At 71.1% G+C, this 25245-nt stretch carries 13 protein-coding genes; 8 read left to right on the top strand and 5 right to left on the bottom strand.

Annotated features, from left to right (window positions below; translation table 11 throughout):
* The first annotated feature begins 112 nt into the window (after positions 1 to 112).
* From AB0M76_RS17090 to AB0M76_RS17060, 7 genes are all read left to right on the top strand, one after another.
* Complete coding sequence (locus tag AB0M76_RS17090) at positions 113 to 1414, top strand: molybdopterin-dependent oxidoreductase (protein WP_365953588.1); 1302 nt, start codon at positions 113 to 115, stop codon at positions 1412 to 1414.
* Complete coding sequence (locus AB0M76_RS17085; RefSeq protein WP_365953587.1) at positions 1411 to 1935, top strand: hypothetical protein; 525 nt, start codon at positions 1411 to 1413, stop codon at positions 1933 to 1935. Before AB0M76_RS17090 ends, AB0M76_RS17085 begins: the two co-directional genes overlap by 4 nt.
* 319 nt (positions 1936 to 2254) lie before the next feature.
* Entirely contained in the window at positions 2255 to 3871 is a 1617-nt protein-coding gene (locus AB0M76_RS17080; RefSeq protein WP_365953586.1) for an MBL fold metallo-hydrolase, read from the top strand.
* A 153-nt stretch (positions 3872 to 4024) separates the two neighbouring features.
* Positions 4025 to 5815, top strand: a complete 1791-nt coding sequence (locus tag AB0M76_RS17075; protein ID WP_365953585.1) for a non-ribosomal peptide synthetase — start codon at positions 4025 to 4027, stop codon at positions 5813 to 5815.
* On the top strand, positions 5812 to 7566 hold the full coding sequence (locus tag AB0M76_RS17070) for an NAD(P)/FAD-dependent oxidoreductase (RefSeq protein WP_365953583.1): 1755 nt from the start codon (positions 5812 to 5814) through the stop codon (positions 7564 to 7566). Before AB0M76_RS17075 ends, AB0M76_RS17070 begins: the two co-directional genes overlap by 4 nt.
* Positions 7567 to 7869: 303 nt before the next feature.
* On the top strand, positions 7870 to 8970 hold the full coding sequence (rsgA, locus tag AB0M76_RS17065; protein WP_365953582.1) for a ribosome small subunit-dependent GTPase A: 1101 nt from the start codon (positions 7870 to 7872) through the stop codon (positions 8968 to 8970).
* Between the two features lie 287 nt (positions 8971 to 9257).
* Positions 9258 to 11687 (top strand): non-ribosomal peptide synthetase, encoded by a 2430-nt coding sequence (locus AB0M76_RS17060; RefSeq protein ID WP_365953581.1) that lies wholly within the window; start codon positions 9258 to 9260, stop codon positions 11685 to 11687.
* Between the two features lie 82 nt (positions 11688 to 11769).
* Here AB0M76_RS17060 and gntD read toward each other — a convergent pair whose 3' ends face one another.
* Genes gntD through AB0M76_RS17045 form a run of 3 tightly spaced genes read right to left on the bottom strand, consistent with a single transcriptional unit; the run spans position 11770 to position 21464 of the window.
* On the bottom strand, positions 11770 to 12807 hold the full coding sequence (gntD, locus tag AB0M76_RS17055; protein WP_365953580.1) for a guanitoxin biosynthesis L-enduracididine beta-hydroxylase GntD: 1038 nt from the start codon (positions 12805 to 12807) through the stop codon (positions 11770 to 11772).
* 36 nt (positions 12808 to 12843) lie between these two features.
* Entirely contained in the window at positions 12844 to 14439 is a 1596-nt protein-coding gene (locus tag AB0M76_RS17050) for a condensation domain-containing protein (protein WP_365953579.1), read from the bottom strand.
* A gap of 32 nt (positions 14440 to 14471) precedes the next feature.
* Positions 14472 to 21464 carry an amino acid adenylation domain-containing protein gene (locus tag AB0M76_RS17045; RefSeq protein ID WP_365953578.1) on the bottom strand — a complete coding sequence of 2331 codons (6993 nt, stop codon included), beginning with the start codon at positions 21462 to 21464 and terminating at the stop codon, positions 14472 to 14474.
* Positions 21465 to 21740: 276 nt separating this feature from the next.
* Between AB0M76_RS17045 and AB0M76_RS17040 the strand changes: the two genes are divergently transcribed.
* Complete coding sequence (locus AB0M76_RS17040; protein ID WP_365953577.1) at positions 21741 to 22577, top strand: putative nonproteinogenic amino acid hydroxylase; 837 nt, start codon at positions 21741 to 21743, stop codon at positions 22575 to 22577.
* Here AB0M76_RS17040 and AB0M76_RS17035 read toward each other — a convergent pair.
* A complete protein-coding gene (locus AB0M76_RS17035; RefSeq protein ID WP_365953576.1) occupies positions 22553 to 24157 on the bottom strand; it encodes an amino acid adenylation domain-containing protein in 1605 nt (534 codons plus the stop codon). The two genes, AB0M76_RS17040 and AB0M76_RS17035, sit on opposite strands and share 25 nt — an antisense overlap.
* A complete protein-coding gene (locus tag AB0M76_RS17030; protein WP_365953575.1) occupies positions 24154 to 25242 on the bottom strand; it encodes an ornithine cyclodeaminase family protein in 1089 nt (362 codons plus the stop codon). The genes AB0M76_RS17035 and AB0M76_RS17030 overlap by 4 nt, the downstream gene beginning before the upstream one ends.
* Positions 25243 to 25245 lie beyond the last annotated feature (3 nt).

The raw sequence follows: 25245 nt of genomic DNA, 5'->3' as shown, positions 1-25245 counted from the left end.
GGTGGCATCGGAGACCGGCCGTCGCGCGTCGGTGGGCGTGTCACGGGGCCCTGCCCGACGCTCGGTGCGGGATGTTCTCCCCGACGGTCGGCGAGTGTGCGGAGGTGCCCCGATGGCGGCGAGCGACGGCAAGCGGGATCGGCCCGAGCCCGGACCCAGGCCGTCGGCGGGGCCGCCGCCGGGGCCCACGCGTCCGGAGTTCTGGCGCAGCCCGCTGAGGGGGCCGTGGCTGACGGCCGTGTTCGGGCTCGTCCTGCTGGTCGGAGTCACGCTGCTGTTCGTGACGGGCCTGCTGTCGTACGCGGCGTACAACCCGGACCTGGCGGCGGTCAACGACCAGACGCCGGACAAGGGATGGCTCGGCTTCTACCTGTTCTCCTGGCCGACCTCGCCGTACTGGCTCTACCGGGTGAACCAGGGCGTCCACGTGGTCCTGGGCGTCGTCCTCGTGCCGGTGCTGCTGGCGAAGCTGTGGTCGGTCATCCCCAAGCTGTTCGAGTGGCCGCCCGTGCGGTCGGTGAGCCACGGCATCGAGCGCCTGTCCCTGCTCCTGCTGGTGGGCGGTGCCGGCTTCGAGTTCGTCACCGGCATCCTCAACGTACAGCTGCACTACATCTTCCCGGGCTCCTTCTACGTCCTGCACTTCTACGGGGCGTGGGTGTTCATCGGCGCCTTCGTGGTGCACGTGGCCTCGCGCCTGCCACGAGCGGTCCGCTCCGTGAGGCGCGGAAGCGCACCGCCGGAGGCCGGTACCGAGGAGGCGGCCGGGCTGGTCTCGCCGCGCCCGGCGGCGCCGACCATCTCCCGCCGGGGCGCCCTGGGCATGGTAGGGCTCGGGTCCCTGGCGCTGCTCGTGGTGACGGCCGGGCAGAGCGTGGGCGGCTGGTGGCGCCGGACCGCCCTGCTCGCCCCGCACGGCCAGGACCCCGGTTCCGGGCCGAACGGCTTCCAGATCAACAAGACCGCGGCCTCCGTCGGCATCCGGCCGAGCGACATCGGCCCCGCGTGGCGGCTGACCGTACGCGGGTCGGGCCGCCAGGTCATCCTCACCCGCGGGGAACTGCTGGCCATGGAGCAGCACGAGGCGGCCCTGCCCATCGCCTGCGTGGAGGGCTGGTCGACCCCCGATCAGCTGTGGAGCGGCGTACGGCTCACCGATCTGGCAGCCCTCGTCGGACGGGGCACGGGCACCCCGCAGGTCCTGGTGGAATCCGTACAGCGAGGAGGGCCGTTCACCTCGGTCGTCCTGAGGGACAACCAGGTGCGCGACCACCGCTCGCTCCTGGCCGTACGCGTCAACGGGGCCGTCCTCTCGCCCGACCACGGCTACCCGGCCCGCGTGATCGTCCCCGGCGCTCCCGGCGTCCACAACACCAAATGGGTCACCCGCCTCACCTTCGGAGAGCCGGCATGACGGGCACGACCGCGTTCCGCCGCCGCTACGGAGCCTCCCCGCTCCACCTGCTCCTCGTACTGGCCTCCTTCGCCCTCGCCGCCTACGCCGGCGTGCGCCTGCTCAAGGGAGACACCCTGGGCGTGGCCCTGTGGTTCGTCGGGGCGGCACTCCTCCACGACCTCGGGCTGCTCCCCTTGTACTCGGTCACCGACCGGGCCGCGCAGTTCCTGTTCCGGGAGAGGGAGGGCGCAGGGGACGGGCGCGGGTCTCCGAGGCCGAGCGTCAACTACGTGCGGGTTCCGGCCTTCGTCTCGGGGCTTCTGCTGCTGGTCTGGTGGCCGCTGATCCTGCGCCGGGTCGGCCACTACACGGCGGCCACGGGACTCCCGGCGGACGTGTTCCTGGGGCGCTGGCTGCTGATCACCGCAGCCCTCTTCGCGGCCTCGGCAGCGACCCTCCTCGTCCGCAGGCGGCATGAATCGGGGCCTCGACGACGAGCGGCACGACGCCGGCGGCGGGCCCGCAGCGCCACGAAGTGACGGCGCGCGTCCACAAGCAGCCGGGGCCATCCTCTCGGTGTGGCCGGCCATTTAATCCATGGCGCCTTGAATTCGCCTTGAGCGCCTCTCGGGGTCAAATTGAGAGATACATGAGCAGCGTGATCGCCAGGTAATCGGCTTGCTAAATTGTCGGATTAATGAACTGTCGTTCGTGATAGACATGAACGAATATGCAAGGCAAAGAGACACATCTCCTCCGGGGCCTGGCCGGACACCCCCGAGCCCTCCCGTTGACGTGTGTACGCATGCGCAAGCCGCGAACCCACCCACCGACATCATCGACAGTGAGGGAATTACCGTGCCGGCACACCAGAAGCTCTACCTTCGCCCGTCCGTGGTTGCGCAGCCCCTGCTGCACCGCTGGTACGCGTGGCCCTATCTCCTGGCGCCCCACACCGGCGCGCTGAATCTGCGGGACCGTCTGCTGCCCATCGTGGACAGCTACTTGAAGGCACCGCACCTCCACGATGCGGTCATCGCGGACCCACACCGCTACGGCGCGCCCTTCCTCGACCCCGAAGGCGCCACCCACGATGAAGTCCGGGCGGCGCGCGAGACCATGGTCAAGGACGGCCAGGCCAAGCTCCAGCTCGCCGACGACATAGCCGAACTCCGTGCCCTGCTGCGGGAGAAGGCGCTCGGCGGGCCGATGGAACCTCTCTACCCCTTGGTCCCCCACTCCCTCCGCGGGCGGGTGGAGCTCGTCTACGACACCGCCCACCGGCCCACCTTCCGCTTCTTCGAAGCGCTGATGTACAGCTCGCCGGCGTATGAGCGCCACGGTCAGTGCGTCTCTCTCACCGCCGCACCGAGCCCCCAGCCCTTCGTGTACAGCAGCCCCGTCCTCCCGCGCCCCGACCGCCTGGACATCGATCTTCCCTTCGACTCCCCGCTGTGGGACGAACTGTTCGCGGCGCGCCTCGACCCCGTCGACGTCCCGCAGCTCGCGGAACGCCTCGGGGTCGCCGATGCCGACCTGCCGGCGTTCACCGCGCTGTTCCACGACGCGCCGCCGGCACAGCACACCCCGCCCGCGCCCGGAGACGTCCGGGTGCGGTACTTCAATCACGCATCCGTGCTGATCGAGACCGGCACCACGTCCGTCCTCCTCGACCCGCTCATCGGCTACACCGACGACGGCTACGAGCACTACACCCTCGAGGACCTCCCCCGGCACATCGACGCGGTCGTCATCAGCCACTTCCACTCCGACCACTTCTCGCTGGAGACCCTGCTCCAGCTCCGCACCCGCATCGGCACGATCATCGTTCCCCGGGCCTCCGGCGGATCGCTGCCCGATCCCAGCCTCAAGACCATGCTCCAGGCCCTCGGCTTCTCCAACGTCCAGGAGCTGGCCGAACTCGAGACCCACCGCGTGGCGGACCACGTCGAAGTCACCGCCCTCCCCTTCGTGGGCGAGCACGCCGACCTCGACATCCGCACCAAGATGGTGCCCCTCGTCCGAGCCGGCGGCCGCAGGTTCCTCTTCGCCACCGACATCACGCCGCTCGAGCCCGCGCTGTTCGACAACATCCCCGGCCTCACCGAGACTCCCCTCGACGCGCTCTTCATCGGCCTCGAGTGCGTCGGAGCCCCTCTGAAGTGGCTGTACGGGCCGATGCTGGAAGGGAAGCTCTCCCGTGAGCACAACACCGGGCGCCGGCTCAAGGGCAGCAACGCCGCCCAGGCCGACGAGCTCGCCCAGCAGCTGGGCGCCCGGCACGTCTACGCCTACGCCATGGGCCTCGAACCCTGGCTCAAGCACCTCACCGGCTCCGAGTACGACCCCGAAGCCGAACAAGTGCAGCAGGCCGGCGTCCTCACCCGGCTGAGTGCCGAACGGGGCATCACCGCCGAGCTCCTGCGCGACCGGGCCGAGCGCACCTGGTCCGTCGTCGACACGGCGAAGCCGTAGGACCGAGCGGTCACTTCTTTCCGCAGACGGAGCGGGCCGCGACGACCGGCGCACTCGTCCGCGGCTCGAGCGTTAATAGAGGGCCCTTCGATCGGCTGCGGCTACGCTATTCGTATCGAGAACTGACAATAATTCGGCAGGGGGCGTTTGTTTGTGAACCATGGCGATCCGAAGACCCTGACTTCCCTTTTCGAGGAATGCGCCAGAAGATTGCCGGGTCATATTGCCCTGGAATTCGAAGGCGATTTTTTGAGCTACGGCGAGCTGAATCGCCGGGCAAATAGGCTGGCACACCATCTGCGGGACACCAGCGGAGTCCGCCCCGACGACCGCGTGGCGATCCTGGTCCGGAATCCACCGGACGTGATCATTGCCATGCTGGCCGTCCTCAAGGCCGGCGGTGCCTATGTGCCCCTGGACCCCGACAACCCGCCCGCGGTGACCCAGCGGATCGTCGAGGCCGTGGCACCCAGGGCCATGGTGATCGAGTCGTCAGCGGCCGCCGGCGCGATGTTCTTCGACGGCGAGCTCTTCTTTCTGGACGTCATGGGCGACGCCCTCGACACACCGGACTCCGACCCCGAGCCGGTGGCCACGCCGTCCGACCTCGCGTACGTGGTGTACACATCGGGAACGACCGGGACCCCCAAGGGCGTGGCCGTCGAACACCGCGCGATCGTCAACACGCTGACGTGGCGCAACGCCTATTACGGGTTCGGTCCGGAAGATGTGAACCTGGCCATTCCGCGGCCTTCCTTCGACAGCGCCGTGGTGGACACGTTCTCCGCCCTCACCGCCGGTGTGCGTCTGCTCCTGCCGCGCCGGGACCGCATCACCGACCGGCGTTATCTGACCGGCCTGATGGAGCACCGGGACGTCACCCATTTCCTGATCACCCCCATGCTGTACAAACGCCTCCTGGACGGCATCGAAGCTCCGCAGGTGAAGTCCCTGCGGTGCGTCACGATCGCCGGTGAAGGGTTCGCGCCGAGCCTGACCCAGGAGCACTTCCGGCGTCTCCCGGAGGTGCATCTGTACAACGAGTACGGACCCTCCGAGAATGCCGTCTGCTCCACCGTCCACCGCCTCACGGCCACCGACGAGCGCGTGCTCATCGGTAAGCCGATCGAGCACACCGAGGCGTTCGTCCTGGACGAGGACGGCGCGCCCGTGGCACCGGGCGGAATCGGCGAGCTCCACCTGGCCGGAGCGGGCCTGGCCCGGGGCTACCTGGGCGATGCCGAGCTGACCGCGGAGCGGTTCTTCACGCCGGCCTCGCCCTCGATCGCCGGGAAGCGCGTCTACCGCACCGGGGACATCGTCCGGCAGCACGAGAACGGCGACCTCGAATTCATCGAGCGCCGCGACGGCCAGGTGAAGATCCGGGGCCGCCGGGTCGAGTTGGGCCACGTGGCCCAGGTCCTCTCCCAGGACGCCGCGGTCGGCCACGTCCACCTGCTGCGCCACGCCGCCGACTCCGATACGCCGCTCCTGATTGCCTTCGTCCAGGGACCCACCGTCCAGGACGTCGACCGGCTGCGCGCCATGGCGCAGGAGAACCTGCCGGAGTACATGGTCCCTTCGGCGATCATCCCCCTCGACACCGTGCCGCTCACCGGCAACGGCAAGGTCGACGACAAGGCCCTGGTGGCCCTGTACGCGGCTGCCGTCGGCCAGGGCGCGGCGGGCCCGGAGCCGGCGACGGAGGCCGAGGCCGTGCTCCTGGAGATCTGGCAGGAGCTGTTCGCGCCCCTGCACATCGGCCTGGACGACGACTTCGTGGACCTCGGCGGCGACTCCCTCAGCGTGATGGACCTGCTCTCCCGCGTGGAGATGCGGATCGGGGTCCAGCTCGACGTCTCGGACCCGTACACGGACCGGACCGTCCGGAGCCTGGCCCTCAACATCGAGAACCGACAGAACGACAAGGTGGGTACAAAGTGAGCAGCCAGAGCGGTACTGACTCCGTGTTCGGCGGTGTCGACTACGACGTGGTCATCGCGGGCGGCGGCCTGGCCGGGCTCTGCCTGGCCAAGCAACTCAAGGATGCGCAGCCCGAGCTGTCCGTCCTCGTCTGCGAGCGCGAGCGCTCACCGATCCCGCTGTCCGCGCACAAGGTCGGCGAGTCCTCGGTCGAGGTGGGCGCGTACTACTTCCACCACGTCCTCGGCCTGTACGACTACCTGGAGGAGGAGCACCTGGAGAAACTGGGGCTCCGGTACTTCTACGGCGGCGGCTCGGGCCTCCACGAGGAAGCCGAGTTCGGCGTCAACCGCTTCCTCCCGGCGAAGTCCTACCAGCTCAACCGCGGCTCCCTCGAGGAGCACCTGCGCGTGGTGGCGACGGGCGCCGGGGCCGAGCTGACGCAGGGCGTCAAGGTGCTCGACATCGAGCTCGGCGAGCAGGACGCCCCGCACCGGGTGACGTACCAGGCTCTTGAGGAAGGCAGCGAGGAGACGACCAGCGTCACCTGCCGATGGGTCGTCGACGCCACGGGCAGGCACCGGCTGCTGCAGCGCAAGCTCGACCTCACCAAGCGGTACCCCAAGCCCCACAACTCGGTCTGGTTCCGGCTCGAAGGGCGGCTCGACACCGACGAGGCGGTCGGCGCCGAGCACACCGGCTGGCACGACCGCATCACCGAACCGCGCTGGAACTCCACGAACCACTTCATGTTCGAGGGCGGCTGGGTGTGGGCCATCCCGCTGGCCCCCAACCACACCAGTGTCGGCATCGTCGTGTCCGACGACCTCCACCCGGTCACGAAGTTCAACCGGATAGAGAAGGCCATCGACTTCGTCGTCGAGCGCGTTCCGGGCTTCGACCCCGCCATCCGCGAGCTGCCGGTCCTCGACTTCCGCGTACTGAAGAACTACAGCCACTCCTCGCAGCAGGTCTTCTCGCAGGACCGCTGGGCGTGCGTCGGCGACGCCGCGGTCTTCGCCGACCCCTACTACTCCGTGGGGTCGAACCTGATCGGCTACGCCAACAGCTTCGTGACCGAGATGGTCGGCCGCGATGTGAAGGAGTCCTTCGACGAGGGCTTCGTGCGGTACGCCAACCGCTGGTTCCTCTCGCTCGCCGAGGGGCTCACCATGAACATCCAGGGCTCCTACGCCTTCCACGACAACGCCGTGATCATGTCGTTGAAGACCGTCTGGGACTACTACGTCGGATGGTCCTTCTCCGACCCGCAGTTCTACGGGAAGACCTTCCTGGACGAGTCGGCGAGTACGGCGCTCAGCGCGCTCGGCGCTCACGCGGTGGCGACCCAGGGCACCATCATGAAGCTCTTCCAGGCCTGGTCGCGCAGCTATCGCGGAGTCTTCGCCTTCGACTACATCGACTACTACGACGACGTGCCCACGCTCGCCCGGCTCTTCGAGCAGAACCTGCCGGGTGACGACGTACCCGCCTTCGGCACGGTGCTCACGAGCGTGCGCGACGGTCTGGAGCGCATCGAGGAGCTGGCCCACGTCATCTTCTACCTCGCCCTCGAGGACGCCCTTCCCGAGCGCCTCGAAGAGATCCGCTCGCGGGGCTGGCTCAACGTCTCGGCGCTGAGCCTGGACCCGGAACGCTGGGAGCAGGACGGGCTGTTCGCACCCAAGAGCCGGCCGCGGCTGGACGAGGTCAATGCGCTGGAGAAGGAGATGCGGGCCCTCTACCGCACCTCGGCGCCCGCCGGACGGTAGAACACCGCCCCCTCACCCGGGCGAGCGCCCGGGTGAGCGGGTCGTGGCAATCGCCGTCAGGATCCTGCATCTGGAGTGTCAATCCAGTTGCACTTGAGCGGTATTGCGGGTCTTTCGGTGCTGTCGTAGCGTCAAGTGCACGGAATGCCCGGTGCGTCGGAGTCTGCCGAGGTGGGCGACCCTCATGTCGCCACCGCCGCAGCGGCGCCCGAGAGCAGCCCACCCCCTCCGCCCCCTGTCCAGCGCCGGTGCAACCCGATTTGCGTGCACCGGCCGGAAACGCCTCCCGAAGGGCTCATCGCGTTGCGTCACTCATCGACATCGGCCGATTCGATCTACCCGCGGCCGCTCGAGGCCTATGGATGGTCCCCCGAGCTCGACGACCAATTCGCCTCCGCTGCCGACGCCTCGTGGGTGCCGGGCCGGGTCATTCGGGTCGACCGGGGCCGTTGCGACGTCGTGATCGCCGACGGCGACTCCGAGGTGACCGTCGTCCACGCCGACACCGGTCCGGTCGCGGACTCCGACCCGACGAAAATGCCCTGCACGGGCGACTGGGCGGCGATCCAGGTCGGCGCAGCCGGCACGTACGTCCAGGCGCTGCTGCCGCGTAGCACGGCGATGGTCCGCTCCAGCGCCTCCCAGCGCTCCGAGGGCCAGGTGCTCGCCGCCAACATCGACACCATCGGCGTCGTCGTGGCCCTGGACACGGAGCCGGACCTCGGCCGGATCGAGCGGTTCCTCGCCCTCGCGTGGGAGAGCGGAGCGCAGCCGGTGATGATCCTCACCAAGTCCGACCTCGCGCAGGACGCGGACAGCGTCCGTGAGACGGTCGAGCAGGCCTCGCCCGGGGTGGACGTCCTGGTCGTCAGCGCCACCACCGACGACGGCATGGACATCCTCGCGGCCGTTCTGACGGGGACGACCGTCCTGGTCGGCCAGTCGGGCGCGGGCAAGTCCACCATCGCCAACGTGCTGCTGGGCCGCTCCGTGATGGAGACCCAGCAGACCAGGAGCGACGGCAAGGGCCGCCACACCACGACGACCCGGGAGCTGATGCCCCTGCCGGGCGGCGGGGTGCTGATCGACACCCCCGGTATTCGCGGCGTGGGCATGTACGACGCCTCCGATGGCCTGCAGCAGACGTTCTCGGAGATCGAGCAGCTCGCCGAGGACTGCCGGTTCCGGGACTGCGATCACGTCGCGGAACCCGGCTGTGCGGTACGCGAGGCCATCGACGACGGCATGCTGCAGCAGCGCCGCCTGGACAGCTACCACAAGCTGCTCCGCGAGAACCAGTGGATCGCCTCGCGGAGCGATGCCCGCCTGCGCCAGGACCGCCTCAAGGCGCTGAAGACGCAGGGCAAGGAAGGCATGGCCAACATGATCGCGAAGCGCGGCTGACGCGAGGCGACGGCCTGGTCGCAGTACCGGGCGCCCGAGTTGCGGGCCGCCCGGTACTGCGACCCGACAAGTGCATGGGCACCCCCTGTGGTGTCAGCGGTGACCCGCGTACCGGCTCGGCCACGGCCAGGCGGTGCGCGGTCCGTTCGCGTCCCACCTCAGTGACGGGTGTGCCCGCACGTGCCCGATGCGGTGTTCGAACCCCATGGCGGCTCACGCGCCGTGGAGAACGCCGCTTGGCCAACGGGCAGTTGTCTTCATTCGTCCCCGAGCAAGGGAATGTGCCCATGACATCCGACACTGTTGTGCCCGCCACCACGATCCGCCCCCGACGCACGGGCGCCGTGCAGTCGGCACCGGCCCACGCCAGGCTTGCGCTGACCGCGGCCGCCATCGAGGGCCTGGCCAAGGTCTCCGGCGGGCGTCCCCTGGAAGAACTGGTAGCCCTCACCGCGGCAACGGCAGTGGTGGTCGGCGCGGCGGAGCACACCGACGAGCCGGTGGTGGCCGTGTCCGGTCCGGCCGGGCCGGTGCTGTCCGGGATCGGGCTCGCGGCCCGGTCCACCGTCGGCGATCTGGTCCGGGCCGCCGACTCGGCACTGCGGTCGGCGCCCGTGGTGACCGACGAGGCGGCGCTCGCCGGCGCGGTGCTGGTCCGCTCGGCCCGGGTCGGTGCCGGCCTCGCCGCCCGTGCGTCCCAGCAGGACGTCATCGAGCTGAGACTGACCGAGTCCGGTGCGGACGGCGTACGCGAACTCGTGGCCGAGGCCGGACCGGATCGCGCCGAGGCCTGGTTCCTGGAAGTCCTGCTGCGGTCGGTGTCCCGTGTCCTGGCCGGATTCGTCGATCCGCACGGCCCCGCCGCCGCGCTGGCGTCCGCCACAGCGGACGATGCGGCGGCGGCCACTGCGCTCGGCCGACGCGGCTTCGAACCGCAGGGCCTCACCACGACGCTGACGGCGCCGATCGAGGAGGCGGTCCGCGCGAACCCGGACCGTACGGCCGTCGTCGCCGGCGCCGAGTCCCTGACATACCGCGAGTTCTGGCAGGCTGCGCAGGCCGTGGCGGCTCGTCTGCACGCAGCGGGCATCGGACGGGGACACCGGGTCGCGGTGCTCACCGGCAAGACGATCCACGCCGTGCCGGCGATCACCGGCACCCTGCTCGCGGGCGCGGCCTACGTGCCGCTCGACCCCAGGTCACCGGCCGCGAGGCTGGCCGAGATCCTCGACGACGCCGAGTGCGCAGCCGTCCTCGCCGCGCCCGACCTGCTCACCGGCCTGCCCGTCGGCCTCACCACCCCGGTGATCGACATCCAGGCCGCGGTCGGCGGCCCCGCCGCCGAGCCCGGGACCGGCCGGCCCGGGCCGCTCCCGGACGACCTCGCGTACGTGGTGTACACCTCGGGGTCGACCGGCAGGCCCAAGGGCGTGGAGATCCGGCACCGTGCCATCGCGAGCTATGTGCACTGGAAGCGCCTCAACCACGGGCTGGACCTCGACACCAGGCTGCTGCAACTGCCGTCTCTGGCCTTCGACAGCTCGGTCGCCGACCTGTTCCCGGTGCTGGCCTCCGGCGGGCGCCTCGTCCTCGCGGACACGCACCAGCTGCTGCCGCGTCAGCTGGCCGACCTGGCGGAACAGCACCGCATCACCCACCTCACGACCGTCCCGAGCCTCTACCGGGTCCTGCTGGGCGAACTCCCGCGTGCCGCGGCCTCACTGCGCGCGGTCACGGTCGCCGGCGAGGCCACGACACCCGATCTGGTGCGCCGCCACCACGAACTGCTGCCCGGAGTCAGGCTGATCAACGAGTACGGCCCGACGGAGAGCTCGGTCGGCGCGACCGCGTTCGACCACGGCACGGCCGCCGGCCCCGGCCTCCCGATCGGGTGGCCCATCGCCAACACCGTCGCCACCGTGACCGGCGGCGACGGCCGGGCCCTGCCGATCGGGTTCGTCGGAGAGCTCAGGCTGGCGGGACACGGCCTTGCGGACGGATACCGCAACCGGCCGGAGCTGACGGCGGCGGCCTTCGTGGCCGACGCCGAGGCGCCCGGTGGACGAAGCTACCGCACGGGTGACCTCGTCTGGTGGCGTCCGGACGGAATGCTGGAGTTCACCGGGCGGGCCGACGACCAGGTGAAGATACGCGGCCACCGGGTGGAGCCCGGTGAAGTGGAGAGCGTGCTGGGACTGCTGCCGGGAGTTCGCCAGACGGCGGTCGCCGTGGTGAGCGGCCCCGACGGCGCTCCGGCGCTGGCGGCCTGGCTGGAAGCCGTTGACACCACGGTGGAGGAGATCAGGGCGCGGGCCAATGCCGCACTGCCGCCCGCGATGGTGCCGACCTCCATCACGCTGATCGACGAGCTGCCCCGGATGGTGAGCGGCAAGATCGACCGGGGCGCCCTGGTGCGTCTCGCCGAGACCGGCGCCGCCCCGGCACCGGCGTCCTCCCCGTCGCTGACGGGATCGGGAGGCGACGAGCTGGAGGCGAGGGTCGGGGCCATCTTCGAGGAGGTCCTCGCCGCCGGCCCGATCGGTCCCGACGGGGACTTCTTCGACGAGGGCGGGCACAGCCTGCTCGCGATCTCCGTGATCGACGCCATCGAACAGCAGCTGGGCGTGAGCATCGACCTGGGTGACTTCTTCGACACCCCCACGGTCCGCGAGGTCTCCCAGCTGATCCGGAAGGCCAAGCCGGACCACGAGGCGTAGCCGCGCCGCAACGACAAACACTGTGCCCGGGGCATCCCTGCCCCGGGCACAGTGTTTGTCGTTGCGGCGTGCGGGCCGTCGGCTAGCCGATCAGGCGGGAGCCGACGGACCGGCGCATGGCACGGGACTTGCGCAGGTCGTGGGTGACGTTGACCCGCTTGAGCCAGCGGTCCGTGCCGTCGTAGCGCGCCTCGAAGGCACTACGGCTGTGCACCACCCGGTGGTTGTTCATGAAGACACAGCTGCCGGCCTCGAGCGGGCAGTCGGTCAGGCCGGCGTCGAGCAGTTCCGCCGCCGCCGTGAAGGCCCGTACGGCCACGGTGTCCTCCTCGGGCGCCGACATGTGCGTCGCGTCGAAGCACAGCAGAGGGTGGGACCGGGAGCCGGTCAGCATGGGCACCGGGCCGAGCCCGTCGATGAGGCGCGCAATGTTCTCGAAGACCAGCCGGTCCTCGTCGGTGCGCACCGTGTTGTTCTCCGGCAGGTGCGACTTGTCGGGAACGATGCGGAACCGGCTCTGGAACAGGACGTCGAGGACGTCCTGCGGCAGTACCGAGAAGTCCGCCTCCGCGACCGTCACCGGCACCGCGCCCGGGTTGCGCAGCGCTGACAGGATGATGTAGTCGGCCCGGTAGGGGTGGAAGGCGTCCTCGGTGTGCAGGGTTAGCGGCGTCTTGCTGCCCGTGCCGAGCAGCTCGCGCTCGTACTGGCGGATCGGGAACACGTCGTTGACCAGGTGCCCGTCCTGTTGGCTGGCCCAGCCGAACGGTTCGCCGAGCAGCGAACCGTAGAGGAGGACGAGGATCTCCTCGGGCAGTTCGCGGTGGATCCGGGTCTCGTCCTTCCAGTGCTCGGGCGTGGGCCCGATGCGCTCGTCGTCCACGAGATGGCCGTTGACCGAGCAGAAACCGCGTGCCTGGTCGAGGGAGAAGGCACGCAGGAAGCGCCGGACCCGGACGGGCAGTTCGGCGGTGAGCAACGGCAGGTCCTGGAGCAGCCGTTCGTCGTCGGCCGCGAGGTACTGCTCGGCAAGGCGCAGTGTCAGTTCGGATACCTGCCGGGCCTCGGCCGCGGTCAGCCGCAGCTCTGTCCCGGTCCGGGGCCTGATGGACGTCGTCATGGTTCGTCTCCTCATGTGCAGGGGCAACAGGTCGGTTCAGGCGTCGAACCGGAAGCCGCTGAAGGCACGGTGCGTCAGCGCCGCTTCGGCTCCGGGCTCCGCGGGGTCCCGCAGGAGGCGCGCCACTTCGTCGACGAGCCGCCGGGCCATCCGCTCGGCGGTGTCCGCGGCGTAGCGCTCGGTGTCGTACTGGAGCCACAGCCGCATGCCGTCCGCGTGTTCCACGAACTGGAAGGACAGCTCGAACATGCCGACGCGCTGGGGTATCGGCCCGCCGCGCAGAGCGATCCCGCCCGGCAGACACGGGCCGGTGTCGATGCGGGGATACAGGGCCACCCACACGTCGAAGAACGGCATCCGTCCGGGGGACCGCGGTGGAGCGAGCGCCGCCACGAGCGTGTCGAAGGCCACCCCGCTGTGGTCCACCGCGTCCACCGTGCGCTGCGCGACCTGATCGACGAGGTCGTCCGCCGAAGCCTCGTCCCGGACCTGCAGCCGCAGCGGGACGGTCGCGACGTGGAAGCCGACCGCGTCGTTCGCACCGAGTCGGGCCCGCCGGTCCACGGGAGTGCCCAGACAGATGTCCGTGCTGCCCGTGATCCCGACCAGGGTACGGGCGACGGCGGCGGCCAGCGGAACGAACGGGCCCGCGTGGTGCCGCCTGCCCAGGTCCGTCAGTTGTCGCAGCACGTCCGGACCGATCTCCCGCACGGCGATGCCCGTGGCGCTGCCGGCGGCCCGCTGCGTCCGCGGACCGCGCACCGGGAGGGGCAGCGGCGCCGGAGGGGGGAGGAGCACGCGACGCCAGTGGTCGAGCGCGGCCTCCTGATCGGACGGGCGGTGAGCGGGCCGGTCCTCGGGCGGCGCGACGGCGGCCGGCTCCGCGTAGGCCGCCACGAGTTGCGTGGCGAGGATCTCCAGGCTGCGTCCGTCACACACGAGGTGGTCCGCGAGCAGCAGGAGCGACCACCGGGCGTCGGGGCGCAGGAACAGGGTCGTCCGTATGAGCGGGCCGGTCGACGGGTCGAACGGCACTGCCAGGCGCTCCTCCACCAAGGCGTCGAACCGGGTGTCGCCCTGGTCGTGCCCGCGCAGGTCGGTGACCTCCAACGGCGGCACGTCGTCGGTGACCACCGCCCGCGGTTCGCCCTGGGCCTCGACGAAGACGGTCCGCAGCGCCGGGTGGCGTCGCGCCAGGCCGTCCAGCGCAGCCGCCAGCCTGTCGACGTCCACGGCACCCTCGCCGTCCAGCAGACAGGGCACCGTGTAGGCATCGCAGCCGCCGTTCCCGCGCTGCCGTTCGAGCCACAGCCAGCGCGTGGCTTCGGCGACTTCGGCTCCGGGCAGCGCAGCAGCGGGCCGTGGCCGCGAGGCGGCCGGCTCGGCGGGTTCCACCGCTCCGGGGGTGAGGCCGGCCAGCCGGGCCGCGAGCAGCTCGGGCGAGGCGGCGTCGAAGATGTCCCGCACGCGGACCCGCACGCCGACGGCCTCCTCCACGGCCACGGAGAGCTCCAGCGCGGACAGGCTGTGTCCGCCGGCGACGAAGAAGTCGGTGTCCGGGGTGACTTCGTCCAGTTCAAGTGCCGTGGCGAACAGCTCGCACAGCCGCTGCGTCAGGTCGGGTTCAGTCACGGTCGCCCCATCCCGTACGGCTGAGGGCGGTGTCAGAAGTCATAGTGTGTGTCGCTCCAAACAGAGCCGGGTGCGGACGGCTCCGGGGTCGGGGGCAGGGTCGGTGACGGTGGGCCGGTGGGCGGTGCGGACTGGCCGGCGGCCAAGGTGCGCAGCACCGCGGCGACATGATCGACGTAGCCGTCGGCCTCCGCCTCGTCGAGCAGGTTGTCGTCGTAGGTGAGGTCGAGGTGCAGTGCGTCGCCCTTGACGCGTGCGTACAGCCACAGGTCACTGGTGGCGGGCAGATCGTTCACCAGCAGGTCCTCGACCACGTAACTCTCCGGGCGCAGGCCCGCGTTCTCCCAGCTCACGCCCAGGTCGAGCAGCAGGCTGCGGCCCGGTTCCGCGCGCAGCGCCAGCCGCTGCGCGAGCACGTCGAACGGCAGCCGGGAGTGCTCGTAGGCCTCGAAGATCCCGATCTGGACCCGGGACAGCAACTCGCTCCCGGTCACCGCGTCGTCCAGCGTGACCCGGAGGGGCACCGCGTTGACCAGGTAGCCGATCAGCGCGTCGGCCTCGGGCCGGTGGCGGAGTCCCGCGGCGAAACCGACGACGAGGTCGGTGGCCCGGGTGCGGTGGTGCATGGTGAGGGCGAAAGCGGTGACCACCTGTGCGAACGGGGTCGCGGGGGCGCCGCCGAGCACGGCTGCGGGAAGGGACCGGTGAACCAGTGCGGTCCGACCCCGGCGGCTGCGCCGGCGGGCCGGGTCCACGGGATCGGGCCCTTCCGCGACGCCGCGCAGCCGCTCCCGCCAGAACTCCACCTCGCGCTCCGCCTCAGGCCCGGCCAGCCACTCCTGCTCCTCACGGACCCACTCCTGGTAGGTGTAGGGGAGTCGGGGCAGTCGGGGCGGTTCGCCCGCGACGGCCTGCTCGTACGCGGTGAACAGGTCGTCCAGCAGCACGTCGACGCTCGCGCCGTCGTAGATCAGGTGGTGGGCGGTGACGGTGAGCAGATCACCGCCGACGGGACCTGCGAGCAGCCGCACTTCGAACAGCGGCGCCTTGTCGAGGGCGAAGCTGACCCGTCGGGCGTCGTGCAGCGCGGCCGCGACCTCCGGCCCCGAGGGGTCCGCGCCGGGCAGATCCACCACGACCAGCGGGGCGCCGTCCGGCAGTTGGTCCAGCACGGTCAGCTCCGCATCCGTACCCCGGGGCAGGACCTGCGCGCGCAGCATGTCCTGGCGCTCGACGACGGCACCAAGGGCGCTGCGGAGCGCGCCGGCATCGATCCGGCGGCCCAGCCGTACGAGGTCGGAGATGATGAAGGTGTCCGAGCCCGCCCACCGTGAGGTCAGCCAGACGCGGTGCTGTGCCCGGGACAGCGGCAGGAACCCGCTCTCCGAGGACGCCCCCGCGACCGGGCCTCGCTCCCCTGCGGCCTGCGCCGACTGCCCTTCCAGTGCCGTGGTGAGCGCGGCGACGGTCGGGAAGGTGAAGACGGTGTGCACCTTGACGTGCAGGGCGTGCGCGATGCGCGCGGCGGCCAGACTGTGGCCGCCCATCTCGAACAGGTTCGCGTCCGGGTCCGTGACGGGACGCTCCAGAATCTGCGTCCACACGTCGGCGACGCGCTGCTCGGCCGGGGTGAACGGCCGGGCGGCAGCAGGGGAGTCCGCCGCGGCCAGGGCCTCGTCGGGCGCGGGCAGCGCCCGGCGGTCGAGTTTGCCGCCCGCGGCCACCGGGAGGGCCGGCAGGCGCACGAAGGCTGCGGGCATCATGTAGGCGGGCAGCCGCCCCGCGAGGTGCCGGCGGAGCGCCGCCGGGTCCGCGTCACCGACCACGTAGGCGACCAGCCGTGGTTCGGCGCCGGTGGTCGGGAGCACGGCGGCGTTGCGCAGGCCGGGTGCCTCGGCGAGGACCGCGGCCACCTCGTTCGGCTCGACCCGGTTGCCCCGGATCTTGAGCTGGTCGTCGGCCCGGCCCAGGTACTCCAGGCGTCCGTCGGGCAGTCGGCGGGCCAGGTCGCCGGTGCGGTACATGCGCTCTCCCGGGCGTACCCGGCTGGTCACGAAGCGGGCGGAGGTCAGCTCCGCGTCGCCGAGGTAGCCGCGGGCCAGGCCTGCTCCGCCGATGCACAGTTCGCCCGGAGCCCCCAGCGGCACCAGCCCGCCCCGCTCGTCGAGGAGATCCACCCACTTGCCGGGCAGCGGGCGGCCGATCGAGGCGTCGCGGGAAGCCGTCCCGGACCGCGTGTCCGGCGTGCCAGGGGCCCCTGCCCCGTCCACCGGCTCCACCGTGGTCACCACACTGTCCTCGGCCGGACCGTACTCGTTGAACAGCCGGACGCCGGGCAGGAGTTCGGCATGCCGGGCGGCGAGCGCCCGGGTGACCCGCTCCCCTCCGAGCACGACCTCGCGCACCTCGCGGAACGCCGGGCCGACCTCGTCGAGCAGCATCTGGTAGAGGCTCGGCACGAGCAGCACGTGGCGGATCGGGTGCTGCCGCATGACCGCGGCCACATCCTGGGGAGTGAGCAACTGCTCCCGGGTGACGATCACCATGGGCGCGCCCGAACCGAGCGCGCTGAACACGTCGGCGATGCCGGCGTCGGCATGGATCGGATCGACCTGGAGGACCGCCCCGTCGGAGTCGAGGCCGTAGTAATCGATGCGGAACCGGACGGAGTTGACTATGCCGCGGTGCTCCACCATGACGCCCTTGGGTGTTCCGGTGGAGCCGGAGGTGTACACGACATATGCGAGGTCGGCGGGGCCGGCGGCGCGGAGCGGCTGTGGCTCGTCCAAGACCTCAGCGCCCAAGACCTCAGCGTCCTCGGGCGCGTCGCCGACGGTCACCGTGGGCAGGCCCTCGGCGGCCGTGGTCTGCGTGAAGTCCGCCGACGTGACGGCGGCGACCGCGCCGCTGTCGCGGAGCACCCGCGCGATCCGGGCCGGCGACTGCTGCGGATCGAGGGGAAGGAACGCCGAACCGGTCTTGAGGACGGCGAGCAACGCGACCGGCATCCACTCGGAGCGCTCGCACAGCACCGCGACCACACGGTCGGGCCCGGTCGGTGCCACCGCGGCGATCCGGGCGGCCAGGGCATCGGCCCGGCGGTCCAGAGCGCGGTAGGTCAGAACACGGTCGCCGCAGACGACGGCCCGGTCCTCGGGCGCGCGCTGCACCTGCGCGCGTACGAGGTCGAGGAGGGTGCCCGCGGTGCGCGCGGCAGAGGCGCTCTCCCCGGTACCGGCCGCGATGAGCGCGGCGCGCTGTGCACCGGGCAGCAGGGGGGCTGCGCCGACGGGGGCCTCGGGGGCGTCCGCCAGAGCGGTCAGGAGGTGGTCCAGCTGGCCGGCGAGCCGGTGCGCCGTCGCGGCGTCCAGTACGTCCTCGCGGTAGGTGATCGCCACCTCGATCGGCCGGGCCGGGCCGGGTTCGCCGAAGCTGAAGGCGAGGTCGAACCCCTCCGCGCCGCTGTCCAGGCGGATGTGTTCGGCCGCCGGGCCCTCCTCGGTGCCCAGCGGGTCCGTACTGGAGACGGCGGCCTCGACCAGCACGTCGAAGAGCGGATTGCGGCCCGTGATCCGCTCGCGCCCCATTGCCTCCACGAGGTTCTCGAAGGGGTACTCCTCATGGGTGCGGACCTCCCGCGCGTGCGCCGCCACCGCCGCCACCACATCGGTGAAACCGAGCTCCGGCCCGACCGGGGTGCGCAGCGCCACGGTATTGACGAACAGCCCCACCGAGTCCGCCAGTTCGGGACGGTCACGGCCCGAGACGACCGTGCCGAGCACGATGTCCTCGGCCCCGCTCCAGCGCAGCAGAAGGACACGGACGGCGGCCACCATCGCCGTGAACGAGGTGGTGCCGAGCTGTCGGCACAGGTCCTGCACGGACCGGGTCGTGTCTTCGCCGAGCGTGAGTCGGACCGTGCCCGCCGCCGAACTGCGCTCCGTCGGCCGGTGGCGGTCGAGCGGCAGGTCGACGCTGGGCGCGCCGTCCAGGGTGCGCTGCCAGAACGCGCTGCTCTCGGCTTCGTCCGGGCGGTCGTACCGGCCGAGCGCGTACGCGCCGTACTGCGTGGGCTCCGGTACCTGTTCCCTGCCGCCCAGGAACCGCTGGAGATCGCGCAGGATCACCGCGAACGACCAGCCGTCGCAGACGCTGTGATGAATCGACAGCAGGAGCGTGCCGCCGGGGCGCCCGTCCTCGACGAGCCAGTGGGCACGCAGCAAGGGGCCCTCGGCCGGGTCGAACACGTGGCGCTGCTCGGCATCCGCGATGCGCCGCAGCAGACCGGCGGCGCCCTCGGCGCCCGCCCGGTGGACCCGCAGTCCGGGCCGGGCCCGCTCGGGAGCCAGCACGATCTGGTGCAGGCCGTCGGGGCCGGCGCGGAACACGGTGCGCAGGGCCTGGTGCCTGTGCACCGTCCGCTCCAGCGCGTCCGCCACGTCGGCCGCCTCGTGGGAGCCGGGCAGCCGGAAGGCCTCCACCATGTTGTACGGGCGGACTTCCCCGCCCTCGTACTGCTCGAGGAACCACATCCGGCGCTGGGCGTTGCTCGCGGGGACGGGGTCCGGGGTCTCGGGCCACGGTGTCCGGACGGCGGGGTCCGCGCACCCGTCGGCCGCGGCGCGGCGCAGCAGCGCGCCGAACCCTTCGGGAGTGCGGGCGGTGAACACATCGCGGACGGTGATCACGCCGCCGCCGGCAGCCGCGCTGAGCCGGCCCGCGAGGTCGGTGGCGGTGAGGCTGTGGCCGCCCGCCGCGAAGAGGTCCTCGTCGCCGGCGCGCGGGGCGGCGCCGAGCACGTCGGCCCAGATCCGGGTGGCGGTGCGGTCGGCTTCGTCGTCAGGCTGCCAGACCTGGCCGTCCAGGCTCGCCACATGGGCCAGGATGGCCACGCGGTCGATCTTGCCGTGCAGGGTGACGGGCAGCTCGTCGAGTCGCAGGATGCGGCCCGGGACCATGTAGCCGGGCAGGCGCAGTTCCAGTCGGCGGCGTACGTCGGCCGGTTCGAGATCCTGGTCCGAGGTGTAGACGGCCACGACGGTCGGCGGTCCCGAGGGGGCGGTGAAGGGAAGGGCCGTGGCGGCGACGATGCCCGCGACGGAGCTGAGGGACGCCTCCACCTCGCCGAGCTCGACCCGGTTGCCGTGGATCTGGATCTGGTTGTCCCGGCGGCCCAGGAAGACCAGCTCGCCCCGGCGGTTCCAGCGGCCGAAGTCGCCGGTCCGGAACACCCGGACGCCGGGGTGCGCGGGGAGCTCGCAGAACCGCCCCGGGCCGGTCGGTTCGTCATCGGCGTAGCCACGGGCCACGCCGGGGCCGAGCACGTGGATCTCGCCGGGGATGCCGGGCGGTGCGTGGTCCCCGTGGGGGGTGAGCACCAGCACGCCGAAGCCCTCGGAGGGCCTGCCGACCGGGACGGTGGTCAGCTCGGGGAAGGCCGATCCGGGGCAGGTGAAGGTGGTGGCCTCGATGGTGGCCTCGGTGGGCCCGTACAGGTTGCCGAAGGTGCCCACGCGCAGTCGGTCCGCCAGCCGGGGCAGCAGCCCCGCCGGGATCTCATCGCCGCCCAGCAGACAGATGCGGACTTCTTCGGCGGCTCCTGCGGGCAGCCCTTCGGCCATCACGGCGAGCAGGGAGGGAACACAGTTGATGACGTTCACGCGCAGGCGTCGCGTCGACGCCCAGAACTCCGGGGGCGAGAGCGTCTGGGGCGAGCCCATGACCACCACGCAGCCGCCCGCGGCGAGCGTGGTGAAGATCTGGTACGTCAGGGCGTCGGAGGTCACCGCCGACAGCAGGGCGCACCGGCTCTCCTCGTCGAAACCGAGGAGCCGCCCCGAGGTGAGGGTCTTGTGGGCGAGCTGACGGTGGGTGAGCGCCACCGGGCGGGGGAGGCCGGTCGATCCGGAGGTGAAGAAGAGGATGGCCTCGTCGTCGGGACCCGGTTCGGCCGCCGCCCCGGGGCCGTCGGCGGTGGCCAGGGCCTGCGGGGACACCACCGGGACGGCCACTTCTCCGGGCAGTTCGTCCTCTGCGGAGATGACGCAGACGGCTCCGCTCAGGCGCAGCTGACGGGCGACCCGCTCCGGCGGGTGCGAGGGGTCGAGGGGAACCATCGAGGCGCCCGCCCGCAGTACCGCCAGCACCGCCAGCACGAGTTCAGGGCTCTTGGGCAGCAGCAGTGCGACCCGGTCGCCCGGCTTCACACCGTGGTCGAGCGTGAGCGACCGCGCGGCGCGCGACGAGCGCAGCGCCAGCTCCCGGTGGCTCCACACCACGGTGTCGTCGGACACGGCCTCGCGATCCGGGAAGCGGTCCGCGGCGTCGTTGACGATGCCGGTGAGGGTCGCGTCGGCGAAGTCCGCCGCGACGGGCAGGCCCGACCACCGCTCCAGTTCGGCGCGCTGTACGGGACCGAGGACGTCCAGCTCCGCGACCGGCCGCCGAGGTGAGCGGCCGAGTTCCGCGAGGGCGGCCGCCGTGCAGCGAAGAAGGGCTGCCGCGGCCAGCGGCAGCTCGCCGTCCGCCTCGGCGGTCAGGGTCAGCCGGCCGCCCGCCCGGCGCAGGGTCAGGCACAGGCCGACCGGCTGCAGCAGTTTGCCGCCCGCCTCCTCGCACACGACGCCGAGCCGGCCGAGAGCACGGCCCACGGACACACCGGCGAGCTGCAGACGGGAGGCGATCACCTCCCGGTCGGGCCAGGCGAGGGGCAGGGCGGATTCGAGTTCGGCGTGCAGCGCCGTCAGGAAGGCCGAGGCCGGTGCCTCGCGGTCGAGGGGAGCGCAGAGCGCGAGCTCGTGTGGCGCTGCGTCCGTGCCGGTCCCCGTGCCCGCCCCGGGCGACTGGGTGGGCACGGGCACCAGGATCACATGCCGCGGTTCCCCCTCGAGCGCGGCCAGCGCGAACCGGGTGGCCGCGACGGTCAGCAGGAGGAGGCCGGTCGCGTCGCCGCCCGTCAGGGTGTCCAGCCGCTCGGTGACTGCGGGTTCCAGGACGTACTCCGGCGCGTCTCCGTCAGGGGACACGACATCCAGGAACGGAACTCCGCTGCCGCCCGCCAACCGGGCGAGCCAGGATTCACTCAGGGCATTGTCACTCAGCATTTTGTACGCTCACCCAATACCTTCGATGGTTCTGAAGAACTTGACGGCACCTTAAGATCCTGCGCAAGGGAAATGGGCCTTGTCAATCATGAATCCGATGCCCACAGTCGGCCATTGCCCTCTCTTCCGTCGGTCGTTATGATTGCCGATCACCGGCCTCCGGCGCCATCGTGCGCTCATCAACCGACGGGATCTCGCATGCTCAAATCACAAAGGCTCGCCACGCTTCCGATCGATTCCTACGACCTTGCCGAGGATCTTTCGGTCATCGATTCGAACGATGCCGGGGGTGAGTACGACGCGTTTTCCTTCGGATACTGGTCCGCGCATGTCCTCGCGAACTCCGGGGGGAGTGGCAAGGACACGGCGTTCCGTCCCTACGAGGGGCAGCTCACCCTGACTGACCTGGGAAGGAAGCTTCCCGGAATCATGTCGCTCGTCACCGACAACTTCCCTCTCGAGAGGCTGCAGTGGGTACGCATCTTCGGCCTGAGTGACGGAATTCTCGCGCCGCATGTCGATTTCCTGGAATTCTCCGAACCGGGTACCCGGCTTCAAATACCCCTGCGCACGGACGAGGACTCCCTGCATTCCGAGAACGACATCGTCTATCACCTCCGCCGTGGCGAGGTCTGGAAAATCCACACCACGGTTCCGCACTCGGCCCGGAGCGTCTCACCGCTCGCCAGGCTTTCCCTCTGCCTTGATTTCTCGGATGCCGAAACCCCCATCGAAATCAAGAACACCATCCCGTCGGAACTGCCCGTCCGCATCATTTCGCGACCTCCGGTCTCGGAGGCCGACGTGGCGGAGCTGCTGTCCTCCGCGGCCGATATGAATACCACCAACCTGCGCGCCTCCTTCCGGAAATTCGCTGCGGTGCCCTTCACGCGCCAGGCCGATGCGACGGCGGCGTTCGACTGGTTCGTCGAAGCCGCCGTGCGCACCGGGGACGACGCACTGGTCGAGAAGGCCAGGGCGTTCCGGACGTACTGCATCGAGAAGCGCGGCTACCGCGAGACGTTCGCCTGGTGAGGCACCAGGGACAGGGGCTGCGCCCCCTGGCCGGGCAGCGCCTTGCGGTCGAGCTTGCCGTTGGGTGAGACGGGCAGGCCGTCCACCAGCCACCAGCGCACCGGCACCATGTAGTCGGGCAGGACCGCGAGCAGCGCCCGGCGCAGTTCCGGGGCCGGCGGCGGATCACCGGTGAGAGCAGCGTGCAGCTCCACCACCCCGCCGGCCCGCACCACCGCGAACGCCGCGGCGTCCTCGACCCCGGCGAAGTCCGCGAGACGCGCCTCCACCTCCCGGGGTTCCACGGCATTGCCCCGGATCTTGATCAGGTCGTCCATCCGGCCCAGCAACTGGAGCGTCTGGTCGGCCCGCCACACCCCCCGGTCCCGGGTGCGGTACAGCCGCTTGCCCGGACGGAACGGATCGGGCACGAACGCGGTGCGGCTCAGCTCGGGATCGGTGTACCCCAGGGCCACCCCCACACCGCCGATGTACACCTCCCCGACCTCCCCGTCGGGCACCGGCACGCCGTGCTCGTCCAGCACGTAGACGTAGGTGTTCCACACCAGTGACCCGACCGGCGGCCTCGGTTCGAGATTGCCGGCCGCGCCGCTCATCGAGTGGCTGGCCACCATGTGGTTCTCGGCCGGCCCGTAGTGGTTGTGCAGGGTGATCTCCGGCCGACGCGTCAGCAGTCCCTCCAGAGCCTCCGTGACCTTGACCGTCTCGCCCGCGCTGATGATGTGGCGCAGGTCCGCGGCGTGCTCGAGGTTCGTCGGGAGCGTCATGACCACGTCGATGAGCGACTGCGGGAAGTCCACGACCTCGATGCGTTCGTCGATGACGAAGTCGATCAGATCCCGTGGATCGCGCCGCACATGGGGCTCCGGCACATGCAGGCACCCGCCCGAGGCGAGCGTGTAGAACATCTCCTGGACCGACACGTCGAAGGTCAGCGGTGCCACCTGGAGGACCCGCCGTCCGCGCCCGAGCCCGGAGCCGTCCACCTGCCAGGAGATGAAGTTGGCCAGGCAGCGGTGGGTCTGGACGATGCCCTTGGGGTTGCCGGTGGATCCGGAGGAGAAGATGACGTACGCGGGATCCTCCGGCGCCGGCGCCCTGCGGACCGCCTCCGGCGCCGCGCCGCCCGCCGGATGCGGTGCCACCAGACCCGCCAGACCGGTCGTTCGTATCCCCGGGGCACCGGTGTCCAGCGCCCCCGGATCGGCCAGGACCAGCAGGGCCGCGCTGCTCGCCCGCAGAATCTGCTCGATGCGCTCGGGCGGGTACGTCGTGTCCACCGGCAGATAGGCGGCCCCCGCTCGCAGCGTGCCCAGGACCGCCGCGGTGAAGTCGGCTCCCGCCCGCGCGGCGATGAGCACCGTGTCACCGCGCGCGATGCCGAACTCCCGCCCGAGCCGGCCCGCGACGGTGTCCGCGAGACGGTCGAGTTCCGCGTACGTCACCTCCCGGCCCGGCTCGCGCACCGCGGGCGCCCCCGGGTGCGCGGCCACCTCGCGGTCGATCAGCTCCAGGACCGTGGCCACGCCGGTGTCCACCACCGGCCCGGCGTGCCCCGGGGGAGGGGACGGCGCGGTCATCGCCGCGCCCCCCGCTGCCCCTCCCAGGACCGGGTGACCGACCCCGGCAGGAACGAGTAGGGGTCCTGCGGGTCGTCGGCAGTCGCCTCGATGGCGATGTGGTGACCGACGCCGAGGTCCCGCGCGAGCTCCTCGAACACCTCGACCATGACGAGGTCCTGGAGCGCCAGGCCCGTCGAGTCGTACACGGTGGTGACCGGGGACAGCTTCCGGTGGGCCTCCGGGTCCCGGAGGATCTCGGTGAGCGAGGGCCCGATCTCCTCGGGAGTGAGCTGCTGGCAGTCGCCCTCGGCTCGCGCCTGCGCCACGTGGTCGGGGCAGACGACCGCCTTGCGCAGCAGCTCCAGCGGCAGTTCGGTCTTCCCCGGCATGTCGGAGCCGATGGCGTTGATGTGCACCCAGGGCTTGAGGTTCGTTCCCTGGATGACCGGTCCCGCGTACGGCGCGACCGAGGTGGCGGTGCACAGCACGTCGGCCCGCTCCTCCACCTCCGCCAGCGGCGCGATCCGTACGGCCCCGGCAGGCAGCCGGGACCTGGCAGCGAAGGAGTTCTCCGCCCGCACGTCCTCGTCGCACACCAGGATCTCGGAGAAGGAGAAGACCCGGGACAGGGCGTGCAGTTGTGTCACGGCCTGCGCGCCGCAGCCCACGAGACCGAGGACCGCGGAGTCCGGACGCGCCAGCACCCGGCTGGCCAGCGCGGACGCCGCGCCCGTACGGATGGCGGTGGCGAAGGTCCCGTCGATGACCGTCCGCAGGTGGCCGCTGTCCGCATCGAAGGCGCACAAGGTGGACAAAATGGTGGGCAGCTGGTTCTTGGCCGGATTGTGCGGGTTGTAGCCGACCATCTTCATCGACACCGTGGCGCCGTGCCGGAGCGCGGGCATCCACTCCAGCAGGCCCAAATGCGGTGTCTCGATGAGGAATCCGTCCCGCTGCTTCATCTCCACCGGTGCGTCGCGGCCGGTGGCGAGAACGGTTTCCAAACGGTCGATCGTCAGATCGTAGAGTTGCCCCAACCCCACCTTCGTGACGATGGTGGCGATGGCTTCGGCGTCGACTATGCGCGTGCGCTCAGCTTGCAACGG

It is taken from the genome of Streptomyces sp. NPDC051364 (assembly GCF_040682115.1).
GTDB lineage: Bacteria > Actinomycetota > Actinomycetes > Streptomycetales > Streptomycetaceae > Streptomyces.
The sequence above is the reverse complement of the archived record's forward strand: the minus strand, read 5'-3'. Positions and strand labels throughout refer to the sequence as shown.